This window comes from Pedobacter caeni (assembly GCF_900129215.1).
GTDB lineage: Bacteria > Bacteroidota > Bacteroidia > Sphingobacteriales > Sphingobacteriaceae > Pedobacter > Pedobacter caeni.
The window spans coordinates 707,571-719,784 of record NZ_FQUQ01000003.1; the positions used below are offsets into that span (position 1 = coordinate 707,571).

12 protein-coding genes are annotated in these 12,214 nt (G+C 42.1%); 11 read left to right on the forward strand and 1 reads right to left on the reverse strand.

What is annotated here, in order from left to right:
• The first annotated feature begins 14 nt into the window (after positions 1-14).
• From BUC20_RS17720 to BUC20_RS17770, 11 genes are all read left to right on the forward strand, one after another.
• Positions 15-1,247: an outer membrane beta-barrel protein gene (locus BUC20_RS17720; protein WP_073232390.1), complete on the forward strand. Its 1,233-nt coding sequence runs from the start codon at positions 15-17 to the stop codon at positions 1,245-1,247.
• Positions 1,248-1,328: 81 nt separating this feature from the next.
• Positions 1,329-1,691, forward strand: coding sequence for a 30S ribosomal protein S6 (gene rpsF, locus BUC20_RS17725; RefSeq protein ID WP_062550348.1), 363 nt, complete (start codon positions 1,329-1,331; stop codon positions 1,689-1,691).
• Complete coding sequence (gene rpsR, locus BUC20_RS17730; protein ID WP_008244392.1) at positions 1,691-1,954, forward strand: 30S ribosomal protein S18; 264 nt, start codon at positions 1,691-1,693, stop codon at positions 1,952-1,954. The genes rpsF and rpsR overlap by 1 nt, the downstream gene beginning before the upstream one ends.
• Before the next feature lie 10 nt (positions 1,955-1,964).
• The gene (gene rplI, locus BUC20_RS17735; RefSeq protein ID WP_062550347.1) at positions 1,965-2,408 is read left to right on the forward strand and encodes a 50S ribosomal protein L9; all 444 of its coding nucleotides are present in this window, start codon (positions 1,965-1,967) and stop codon (positions 2,406-2,408) included.
• 113 nt (positions 2,409-2,521) lie between these two features.
• On the forward strand, positions 2,522-3,244 hold the full coding sequence (mtgA, locus tag BUC20_RS17740) for a monofunctional biosynthetic peptidoglycan transglycosylase (protein WP_073232391.1): 723 nt from the start codon (positions 2,522-2,524) through the stop codon (positions 3,242-3,244).
• A gap of 40 nt (positions 3,245-3,284) precedes the next feature.
• A complete protein-coding gene (locus tag BUC20_RS17745; RefSeq protein WP_073232392.1) occupies positions 3,285-3,836 on the forward strand; it encodes an RNA polymerase sigma factor in 552 nt (183 codons plus the stop codon).
• Between the two features lie 73 nt (positions 3,837-3,909).
• Positions 3,910-5,001, forward strand: a complete 1,092-nt coding sequence (locus BUC20_RS17750; RefSeq protein ID WP_084528989.1) for a FecR family protein — start codon at positions 3,910-3,912, stop codon at positions 4,999-5,001.
• Between the two features lie 48 nt (positions 5,002-5,049).
• Positions 5,050-8,358, forward strand: a complete 3,309-nt coding sequence (locus tag BUC20_RS17755; RefSeq protein ID WP_234994540.1) for a SusC/RagA family TonB-linked outer membrane protein — start codon at positions 5,050-5,052, stop codon at positions 8,356-8,358.
• Between the two features lie 10 nt (positions 8,359-8,368).
• Positions 8,369-9,772 carry a RagB/SusD family nutrient uptake outer membrane protein gene (locus tag BUC20_RS17760; RefSeq protein ID WP_084529062.1) on the forward strand — a complete coding sequence of 468 codons (1,404 nt, stop codon included), beginning with the start codon at positions 8,369-8,371 and terminating at the stop codon, positions 9,770-9,772.
• A 21-nt stretch (positions 9,773-9,793) separates the two neighbouring features.
• On the forward strand, positions 9,794-10,819 hold the full coding sequence (locus BUC20_RS17765) for an isoaspartyl peptidase/L-asparaginase family protein (RefSeq protein ID WP_084528993.1): 1,026 nt from the start codon (positions 9,794-9,796) through the stop codon (positions 10,817-10,819).
• 2 nt (positions 10,820-10,821) lie between these two features.
• Positions 10,822-11,679 (forward strand): cyanophycinase, encoded by an 858-nt coding sequence (locus BUC20_RS17770; protein ID WP_073232395.1) that lies wholly within the window; start codon positions 10,822-10,824, stop codon positions 11,677-11,679.
• Between the two features lie 17 nt (positions 11,680-11,696).
• Here the strand turns inward: BUC20_RS17770 and BUC20_RS17775 are convergent, their stop codons facing one another.
• Positions 11,697-12,176, reverse strand: coding sequence for an ABC transporter ATPase (locus BUC20_RS17775; protein WP_073232396.1), 480 nt, complete (start codon positions 12,174-12,176; stop codon positions 11,697-11,699).
• Between the last annotated feature and the right edge of the window lie 38 nt (positions 12,177-12,214).

Sequence of the window (12,214 nt, forward strand, 5' to 3'; positions counted from 1 at the left end):
ATCACATGATATATATGAAGCAATTTCTTGTTGGACTCTTTCTGGCCATTCCTATGATGAGCATTGCTCAGTCTAATTTCCACAAAGGATACCTGATCACAAATGCTAATGATACTTTAAAAGGGTATATTGATTATAAGGAGGGCTCTTCAAATTCGGATTCTTTTATTTTTAAATCAGATTTGAGTGCTAAGCCTCAATCCTATAATTTAACCAATTGTGCCGCTTATGGCATTGATGGATTGGTTGCTTATCAACGATTTTTAGTGAACATCAGCCTGGGGTCTGAAGACCTGGGGAAACTTTCTGATGTGATCGATCGCAGTTCAAGAAGAGATACTGTATTTCTTGAAGTATTGCAGGTTGGTCCAAAAGTCTCGTTGTATATCTATAGGGATCGCATAAAGAAAAGATATTATATTCTGGACAGGGATGATCAGGAACCCTCTGAACTATTGAGGCATCTTTATAATAACCCGAATAATCCCGGAAGTGCCATCACGAATGTTGAATATGCGCGTCAATTGATTCCGGTTTTGAAAAAATATGACCAATGGACAGAAACAAGTGAGTATAAGCTACGGGGATTGGGGTATAATAGTGCTGAATTGTTGAAAATAGTCGCCCGGATCAACAATCAACAGGTTGAGAAGTCTGGAACTCCAAAGTTAAGATTCTTTGTGGGAGCTGGTATAAATCTGTCAGATACGAGGTTTAAAGGTAAAAATAAACTTGCCTCAAAAACAGCAACATCAAAAACGTCTGTTGATCCTATGATTAGTGGGGGTGTTGATTTCTTTGCGAATCCTTCTATAAGAAGATTGCTTTTTAGGATCGAGCTGACATTGGCATCTGGTAAAAGTGAAGTGACCAGCGAAGATGCCGGAAGTTCATTTGACCTGATTGCCCTGACGATAAATCCGCAAATCATTTATAATTTTTACAACGCTGAGAATTTTAAGTTTTTTATGGGAGCAGGACCGGAAATGACCTATTCGAAATACAGCAATCAAAAGGCTTATCTTCTGGTTAGAAATGTAATTCCAGAGGGAAGAAGAGAAGAGGTGAAATTGGATCTGAGATCTTTCTATGCCACTTTTCAAGCAACAGCCGGTGTGGTTCTGAATAAAAGGCTGGAATTATCAATAGGTTATTCTTTACCCTCAAGCTTAACTAATTACGCTTATTATGGCCTGGAAAGAACGAAGTTCAGGGCTGGCATTAATTATCTCTTTGGTAAACGCTAAATCATTTGATTTTTAATATTTTATTGCTACATTTGCAGCCCCGCATTTTGTGCGGTAAATAAACATAAATTAATCATAACAATGAATCAGTACGAAACTGTTATCGTTCTAACCCCGTTGTTATCAGAAGAGGTTGCGAAAGAGGCATTAGCCAAATTCAGCAAAATCATCACTGATAGCGGAGCCGAAATTGTTCAAGAGGACAATTGGGGTTTGAGAAAATTAGCGTATCCGATTGAGAAAAAAGCAAGCGGATTCTTCCACCTTACAGAGTATAAATCTTCAGGTGAATTAGTAAGTAAATTGGAATTAGAACTAAAACGTGATGAGCGTGTTCTACGTTTCCTTACCATTAGATTAGATCGTCATGCGGTTGCGTATAATGAGAAGAAACGCAGTGGTGCTTTTAACAAAAAACCTAAGAAAGAGGAGGTTGCAGGATAATGGCTAAAGATCAAATACAATATGTTACCGCTCCAAAAGTGGACGATAACAGAAAAAAATATTGCCGTTTCAAAAAGAATGGTATTAAATATATTGATTACAAAGACGCAAACTTTTTGTTAAAGTTCATCAATGATCAAGGTAAAATTTTACCTCGCCGTCTAACCGGTACTTCATTGAAATTCCAACGCAAAGTGGCTCAGGCGGTAAAACGTTCACGTCACATTGGTTTGTTACCTTTCGTTGCTGACCAATTAAAATAGGAGCTGAAAAATGGAAATTATTTTAAAACAGGATATCAAATCCCTAGGGGAAAAAGATGATATCGTTAATGTAAAGCCAGGATACGGTCGTAACTACTTAATCCCACAAGGATTTGGTCAGTTGGCTACTCCTTCAGCGAAAAAAGTATTAGCAGAAAACTTAAAACAAGCTGCTTTTAAACAAGATAAAATTAAGAAAGATGCTGACGGTATCGCTGCACGTTTAGTAGATGTGAAGTTAACTATCGGTGCTAAAGCTGGTGAAACAGGAAAGATTTTTGGTGCTGTAAATACCATTATGATCTCTGATGCATTGAAACAACAAGGTTTTGATGTTGACCGTCGCCGTATCACTTTCGAAACTGAACCTAAATTTGTTGGTGAATACGTAGCCAACTTAAACTTACACAAAGAAGTGAAAGTTAAAGTTCCTTTCGAAGTTGTAGCTGAGTAATCTTTTCTACATGACATAAAAAAAGGGTTCTGATTCATCAGAGCCCTTTTTTTATTGCTTTTTTTGCCAGTCCGGCAAGCTGAAATTTCCTCAATCTTATTTACCTTTGGGCAATGGCCACAAAACGACGCAATCCCGCTAAAGCAAAGTCCCCTTTATTAAAAAAAATCACCGGTATCCTCACTAAAGTCTTTCTTTGGTTTTTGATGGTAACGGTATTATGGGTCTTGTTTTATCGTTTTGTGAATCCACCTATTACCTTATTGATGATCCTGAGGAATATCGAACGTACGACAGATGGTAAGCCGGCCAAAATGGAAAAGAAATGGGTAGACTTTGAAGACATGTCGGATAACATGAAACGTGCCGCCGTGTCTGCCGAAGATCAGCTCTTCTTATCACATATAGGTTTTGATGTGAAAGCGATAGAAAAAGCTTTTTCCACTAATAAAAAGGGCAAAAAGATAAAAGGAGGAAGCACCATTTCTCAGCAAACGGCTAAAAACGTATTTCTATGGCCTGGGCGGTCCTGGATACGTAAAGGGTTTGAAGCTTATTTCACTTTGCTGATCGAAATATTTTGGAGTAAGGAGCGCATCCTGGAGGTATATCTGAACGTCATTGAGATGGGAGATGGAATTTATGGCGCTGAAGCCGCGGCGCAAGCCTATTATGGGAAGTCCTGTACAAAGTTAAGCAGGGCTCAGGCTGCACTGATTGCTTCCTGTTTTCCCAATCCCAGAAGATGGTCGCCAAAGAATGCAACACCTTATATCCGTCACCGACAATACCTGATCATGAAGAACATGAAGCGCTTGGGGCCTCTGGATTTTTAATCTCTTTTTCTGCGAAAATCCCTATATTCAGCCCCTGAATATGGGCTTAGGCGAAGATGATCACAATTATTGGGAACAAATGCGCCTCGGGGATAAACAGGCACTATTTGAACTGTATAACCGTCAGTATTTCCAGCTTATCCGTTCCGGCTTAAAGATCAATGCCGATGATGAGCTTGTTAAGGATTGCGTAAACCAGGTTTTCTTAAACATCTGGGATAAACGGGAACGCCTTCATCCTGTGGAAAATGTAAGGGCATACCTCCTCACTTCTCTTCGCCATTGCATGCTCGACCAGTTGTCGTACCTCAATAAAACCAACGCTGCCTTAAGTAAAATGCTCGCCGAAGAAGACTGGAATGAGCTTTCCTACGAACAGGTGTTGATCAATATTCAGCAGGATGATGACCTGAAGGAAAAACTTAAAGTTGCCATCCGGCAGCTCAGTCCCCGGCAAATGGAATTGATCCAGCTTAAATTTTTTGAAGGATTAAGTTATGAGCAAATTGCTGAAAGAACTGGTCAGACCGTCAAAACGGCCTATAATACCATTTATGATGCGATTAAGGCGCTCCGGAAACTCCTTAAGTAATAAGATTAAAATAAAGTTTAAATTTTCTTAGGAAAAGTAACACATTTCTCTGTCTGTAAGATAAAGCCTTCTTATGATACAGATGCCCGCTGCAGATTTTAATGTGGAAGAATTGATTTGTAATGAGTCCTTTCAGGAGTATTGTCTTGGGACAAGTCTGGAAAATCAAATGCATTGGAGGGAATGGATGGCCAGGTATCCACATAGACAAAATGACATCGCGGAGGCGGAAAAAATAGTCATGATTCTGAATGTGAAACAAGGAAGCAGAATAGAACAGCTGAAAGCACTGAGATCGGGTTTAACGCAGTCAGAAACATTCCGGTCTGCGATTTTCCGGAAAGAAGAGCTTAAACCGAAACATTCCAGGTCATACCTTTTCCTGAGCAGTGTCGCCGCTGCAATGCTGATTGGCATCGCTTTTCTATACTTTTATAAACCTTCTTTTTTGGGGGTTAACAAAGACGATGAAGTAAAATCGACCTTTTTTCACTCTGGGAAAGCGTTGCGCAAAACCATTATTCTGAAAGATGGCTCAGTGATTACCCTGGCAAGAGAAAGCTCCATCCGTTTGCCGGAAGATTTTAATTCCTCAAAAAGAGAACTGTGGCTCAATGGAGCAGCCTTTTTTGATGTAAAGCACGATACTGCTCATCCTTTCATCGTTCATACTACCTTTAATGACATCAAGGTGTTGGGGACTACATTCAATGTGAAAGCCTATGCAGATTCTGCCTTGATTGAAACTGCATTAATTCAGGGTATGGTCAGGATAAACTCTAAAAAGTACCCCGGATATTTCGTTGTGCTGAAGCCGAACCAGAAACTGGTTAGCCTGAATGCTCCGGTAAAAAATACAAAAGAAAAGCCTGGGCTTGAATACCAGGTTTCTGAACTTAAAAATAGCCCAGAAGATGTTGCACCTCCAGAGGTACAATGGGTGCGGAAACGACTGGATATTGATAACCTGCCCCTTTCTGTAATTGCCCAAAGACTTCAGGACTGGTATGGCATTGAGATCCTGATCAGAGAAGACGAAGTGAGAAATTACAGGTATTCCGGAGTCTTTGAGAACGAAACGATTTTGAAGACACTGGAAGCTTTACAATTGTCGTATCCATTCCGGTTTGAAATTAAGGGCGACAAGATCTATATCCATAAATAGCCTTAACCAGGCAAGTCGAAATCAACTAAACCACCAAACTAAACAAATATGAGAAGAGTATTACTGAGTATGAAAATCACAGGCTTTGTGCTGCTGCTCCTGTGTATGCAGGTTTCTGCTGCAGGTTTTGCGCAGCAAAAGATTAGCATTAAAATCAAAGAAAGCAGCATTAAAGATTTGTTAAAGGCGGTTGAACGGCAGACAGACTATCGCTTTGTGTACAGTAGCAATGCGCTTTCCAATGAACGGAATGCGCTGGACCTAAAGGAAGCCTCGCTGGAAGAGGCCATGCAGTTGATTCTGAAAGGTAGCCGGCTGACTTACGCTTTGAAGGAGCACAATCTCGTTGTTGTTTATCCGCTTACGGCCGCGGGCGATAAGAAGGATGTGGTCATTAGCGGAAAGGTCGTAGACGATACCGGCCTCCCATTACCAGGGGTTTCAGTCAAGGTGACCGGATTGTCTATCGCAACCATTACCGATGCCAATGGTACTTATTCTATTAGATTGCCGGATGGGAATGCAAGCCTGGAGTTTTCGTTCATTGGTTATGCCAGACAAATTGTTAATGTAGCAGGAAGAACGGTACTCAATATCGAATTGAAATCAGATAGCCAGAACCTGCAGGAAGTCACGGTAACAGGATATACGAACTATAGCAGGCAGCAGTCGGCAAGTTCTTCTGCAGTAGTGAGCGGAAAAGAGATGGCCCAAACGGCACTTTCTACCTTTGATCAGGTGTTGCAGGGTCGGGTTTCAGGTTTACAGGTCTCTTCAGGTTCCGGCCAGCCGGGAGCAAGTTCAAGAGTGATCCTGAGAGGGATAGGAACCATCAGCGGAAATACAACACCCTTATATGTATTGGATGGAATCCCGGTTGAAAACGCTTATTTTCAGACGCTGAATCCTTCGGATTTCGAAAGTGTGACCGTGTTAAAAGATGCCACTTCAAAAGCACAATATGGCTCTAAAGGAGCAAATGGAGTGATTGTCATTACCACGAAAAAGGGGAAATCAGGGAAGGTCCAGTTCAACTATAAATCCCAGTATGGATTGTCTAAACTGACTTCACCGAAGTTTAACATGATGAATACCACTCAACGTTTAAAGTTTGAGGAAGAAATTGGCCTTGAAACAGGCGCCGAGCTTGGTCCAGGCTGGGAATTTTCTAAAAATAATCCTGCTTATGCAAAAAAAACGCCACAGGAAAAACTCAGGGCTGATGCAATCCTTGATAGTATCGGAAAGATCAATGCCAACTGGAAAGACATCTTCTTCAGAACGGGAAAATTTACAGAACAACAGGTAGATGCGAGTGGAGGGAATGAAAATGTTCGCTTTTACAGTTCCCTGAATTACTATAAACAGGATGGAATTGCCATACGTTCTGGCTTAGAGCGCTATTCATTGAGGAACAATGTGGATTTTAGCGCAGGAAAACTTTCAGGAAGTATCAACACCAATCTCGGATATTCAGAATCAAGTATGATTGAGCGTGAGGGATCCTCAAGCGGTGACAATCCATTGTCTGCAGTGTATTATGCCTTACCTTATGAGTATCCATATGCTCCGGACGGAACTTTGATTCATAAGGGTAATCGTGATGAGTATAACATTTATGACCAGCGTGAAGGTAGTAAAGCTCTGGAACGCTCACTAAATACAACCAATAAAAACAATCAGTATAAGACCATTCTGGGTGGTTCATTGAACTATAAAATTACAGCAGACCTGACGGCAAAGACGAGGTTTGGGATTGATTTCAGGGAAACTACCGAGGAGCATTTTGTGAGACCAGGTTCTTATTCCGGAGAACAGGAAAATGGAGAGAAAGGAAGCTTTGGCGAAAACCTGCAACGTAATTTCTCTATGATTTCCACCTCAGGGCTGACTTATTTAAAGACTCTGGACAAACATAGCTTCGAAGTAACCGGACTTTATGAGCTGACAAAACAACACCGCCGGGGCTTTGGTTACAAAGCCTTTGGAATAGATGCCCGCTTGCCCGAAACTCCGGCAGGAGGAACTCCGGGATCGGCAGAAAATTCATTTATTCCTGAATTTAGTGGTGGAAGAACAAGAAATGCGCTGATCTCTTATATTGCATTGGGACGTTATACATTTAACGATCGTTATACATTGAATGCGAGTTACCGATATGACGGATCATCAACCCTGCCTCCAAAAAATAGATGGCATGGATTCTATTCAGTAGGTATTGCCTGGGATGTAAAAAAAGAAAATTTCCTGGCGGACGCCACACTGATCAACGGCCTGAAATTTCGAGCCAGTTACGGTACTACTGCCAGTCCTTTTCCTGAAAACTTTAAATACCTTTCGGCTTATTCGACAACTTCCTATGCAGGGGAAAGTGGAATCCGCCCTTCGGCTTATGGAAGTGTAAACTACGATTGGGAGTATGCTAAGGATTTAAACATCGGCTTTGACCTGGATCTGCTGGACAACAGAATTCATCTGGTGACAGATGTTTATTATAAAAAAACAGAAAACCTGTTTCTGGACCTTCCGGTATCACTCACCTCGGGAGTGAGTGTGCTCGCCCTGAATGCAGGTTCTATGAGGAACCGCGGAATTGAAGTTGCCCTGGGTGTGGATGTCATCAGGACAGAGGATCTGAAATGGAATGTGGGCTTAAACCTGGCTTATAATCAAAACAAAATCTTATCGCTCGCAGGATCAGGAGGCTTTGAACAGGGAGATTCTGAGATTGTCAGAGAGGGCTTGGCTTATGGATCTCATTATGCACCGAAATGGGCAGGGGTAGATCCAAAAAACGGAAATCCTTTGTATTATGATCAGAATGGAAACATCAGCTCAAATTACAATGCAACTACGATGAGCGTTGCAGAGTTTGGCAGCCTCTATCCTCCTTTTACAGGAGGCTTTAATACTGCGTTGAGCTATAAAGGCATTAGCTTGTCGGCCCTGTTTAGTTTTGCCAACAACGTGTTCAGGTATAACAATGAAGATTATTACAATGAAAATCCAACTTTCGGAACAAGTGCACAATCCCTCAGGATGTTGAATGACCGCTGGAAAAAGGAGGGTGACAACGCCATTCTGCCAAGGTACAGTACCACCCGAAGCTTTTCTTCCAAAGACATCCAGAACGCATCTTACCTCCGTTTGAGGAACGTGAATCTGAGCTATGCCCTTCCTAAATCACTGCTCAGCCGCACTAAGTTTATCAGTGGGGTAAACGTATTTGTTCAGGGAAGTAACCTGCTCACCTGGACGAAGTGGAAAGGTTTTGATCCTGAAGATAGTGACGGAGAGGCGAAGTTCGATTACCCAAGTTCCAGGACTTACACCTTTGGTTTAAATGTTAATTTCTAATCGTATGATCATGTTAAAATATTATAGCAACAGAATTTTCTTTTACACATTGTGCTGCGGCATAGTGTTCCTGAGCTCCTGCAGTAAAGAGCTGGACCTGCTTCCTTCAGATAGTTTTGATGACAGCAGGGCCTTTAATACAGTAGCAGACCTCAATGGCGGATTAATCGGCGCTTATGCCTCTTTAGGTACTGATGGCATCACCAATGTTTCCCTTACTTCTGATGAATGTACGCTTCCAAAAGAGAACGGGACAGGTCGTGGGGCGGCCACGTACCGTTGGCAATATGATGGCTCTGGCAGTACGATTACCGCAGGCTGGGGAAGTAATTATACGAGTATCGATATGGTAAACCGTGCCTTGAATAGTGTTGATAAGGTAAAAAGTAAACCCTCAGAAGAGGTCTTGAAGAAACAATACAAAGGAGAAATGCTGGCTTTAAGGGCTTATTGTCATTTTGAATTGCTTAGAAGTTTTGCTTCCAGTTATGAAAACAACGGAATGGGGATTCCTTATATGGAGGTCTCTGAAGTATCCCGTCCCTCCAGGTTAAGTTTTGGAGAAAGCATACAAAAAATAAAAACGGATTTACTGGCCGCTAAAACCCTGATTCCTGCTTCATTTGAAAACCGGACGAGGATTACGCTGATCGCGGTTTCTGCCATGCAGGCAAGGGTGGCTTTGTATGAAAAGAACTGGGATGATGCCTTGAAATACAGTGCTGAAGTAATCGATGCAGTACCTTTGGCGGATAAGGATAAATTTCCGCTGATCTGGAAAGATAAGGTGGAGGATGAAGTGATCTGGAAACTGAAAAGAGTAAGCGGCGATAGCCGTTTGGGGAATTTTTATTTTGATACTAGTGATGGCGTAATGTATGCCCCGGCATTTGAATTGATCAATTCCTTTAATACCAGTAATGATGTGAGGTATGGTGCTTATATTAAATTTGATGACAGCAGAGGAGCAGGGACTTCACATTATAGTGTCAACAAGTATCTTGAAGGAAATGCAGGACGGACAAATCTTTGTGATGTTAAGTTATACAGAACAGGAGAAATGTACCTGATCAGGGCTGAAGCTTATGCACAGAAACAGAACCTTCCTCTTGCAGCGAAAGATCTGAATGCGCTTAGGGCGACCAGGATTACCGGATATACAGATGTTAATTTTGCAGATCAGGCTTCCTTACTGGATGCCCTTGTATTGGAAAGGTACAAAGAGCTGGCTTTTGAAGGACACCGTTTCTTCGACTTGCGCAGAAAAGGACTGCCAATAACCAGGGAGCCTGCTGATGCAATAAATGCTTTAGGTTCCGTAACTTTAACTTCAGCAAACAAAGAGTATGCCTATCCTATACCAAATGCGGAGATCCGCCCTAATTCAAACGTGAAACAAAACCCATTGTATTAAACAACATATAAAAAGAACCACATGAAATTTAAACTGAACTATTCCCTTTTCTGCGTATTGATCTTCACCTGTATGGCCGTTTACGGGCAAAAGAAATATGTGATGGTGATCCATGGCGGTGCGGGAACCATCCTGAAAAAGAACATGACTCCCGAAAAAGAAGCAGCCTATATTGCCGATTTAACCAAGGCATTGCAGTCCGGATATGAGGTGATCAAATCCGGGAAAACAAGTATGGATGCAGTTGAAGCGGCCATTCATGTGATGGAGGACTCTCCTTTGTTTAATGCCGGTAAAGGCGCCGTTTTTACCCACGATGGAAGGAATGAGATGGATGCTGCCGTAATGGATGGAAAGACTTTATCTGCAGGATCTGTGGCCGGAGTAACCGTCATCCGTAACCCCATCAGTGCAGCAAGGGCGGTGATGGAAAAATCTGAACATGTGATGATGGTAGGACCAGGTGCTGAAGCCTTTGCAAAGCAGGCAAAACTGGAAATCGTAGATCCTTCCTACTTCTACACTAAAGAGCGCTGGGATGGTTTGCAAAAGGCCATTCAGGAGGATTCTGTAAAAACAGTACTGGATCATGGAAACAAAAAATCGATGAAACTGGGTACGATCAACAAGGATTATAAATTTGGAACTGTAGGTGCAGTTGCATTGGATAAATCAGGAAACCTTGCCGCAGGAACTTCCACAGGAGGAATGACAAATAAAAGATATGGAAGGGTAGGAGATGCACCCATCATTGGTGCCGGAACTTATGCCAACAACGCCACCGCAGGAATCTCCTGCACAGGATGGGGCGAGTTTTATATCCGTAATGTGGTGGCACATGATATTTCTGCAATGATGGAGTATAAAAAGATGTCTGTGGCAGATGCTTCAAAAGCGGTATTGGCAAAGGTCGGAAAAATGGGAGGAGATGGCGGTTTAATTGCGATGGACAAAGAAGGTCATGTAGCCATGCCTTTCAATACAGAAGGAATGTATCGGGGAACGGTGACGGCAGATGGTAAAATAGAGGTTTTGATCTACAAATAGACATGAAATACATTTTTATAAAACCTTTGCTGACTTATGCATTGGTACTGACCTCTTTGTTGGCCATAGCTCAGCAGCGGCACGCTCCTAAAGGTAGTCTGTTTATCATTGGTGGAGGGGATAAATCCCCTGAATTGATTCAGGAACTCATTAAAACAGCTGATATGAGCTCAAAGGATTATGTGGTGGTATTGCCCATGTCCAGCGGTTTTCCTGAGCAATCTTTTGCGGCGATTCAAAAGGAATTGTCTGTCGCTACCCGAAATCACATTAGCTGCCTGAATTTTGACGAAACAAAGGTGAACGACCGGAAGTGGCTGGATTCCTTAAGTAATGCCCGTCTGATTTATATTACGGGAGGTGATCAGAACCGCTTTATGAAAGTAGTGCTCCATACTCCGGTCTATCAGGCCATTCATCGGGCTTATCAGAATGGGTCAACAATTGGGGGGACGAGTGCAGGAGCTGCAGTGATGAGTAAGTATATGATTACCGGAGAACAATTGCTTGGAGATACCGCCTATAAGGCAACATTTGATCAGTTACGCTTTGGGAATGTGGAATTTCAGGAAGGACTTGGCCTACTGGATTCTGTGATCATCGACCAGCACTTTGTAAAACGTAGCAGGTACAACCGCCTGATCTCGGCTTTGGCTGCTCATCCGGGTTTTGATTGTATTGGTATTGACGAAGGGACTGCCATCATCGTGAAACAGAAAAAGATCAGGGTAGCCGGAGAAAGTCAGGTGCTGAGGATTGCCCAGCCCCAAAAACTGAAGATCACAAAATCAAAACATCTTAAAATGGAAGGTTTGCAGTTCAGCCTGTATACAGAAGGAGATACCTTTTATACGAAATAAAGAATAGCTAAGCTGGGTTACAGCAGGTGTGCAAACACTTTGCTGTGCCAGCTTTGTTCAAAAGGAACTTCCCATTTTGTCTGGAACTCTTCCAGTGTCTGAACGAGGTTGTTAAATACAACCGTCTTTGGCCCCACCTTTTTAATGCTCACCAGGGTCTCAAAATCTTCTTTATTCGTGACCACTACTTTGCCCTCTACTTTGTAGGCCATATTGAACCTGTCGAAAAGATCTACGTTATATTCCTGTTCGATTTCTTTGATGATCCTTACAGAAGAATCGATAGAACATCCGGTCACGCCGGCTGTGGCTTCATCTACCGTAAATACCAGGAAGAAATGATGTAGTACTTCGGCTTTAGCATTCAGCTGATGGCCATGTGCTTTCCATTGCGCTGTAAAATCATTCAGCTTTTGCTGAATTGACGCTACTTCGCTGTCAGTAAACGGACGATTGCTTTGGTATACCCAAACTTTTGATTGTGGAGAAAAAGTCATACTTCAAATTTAGTAAATTATTTAAATTGATTTTTCTA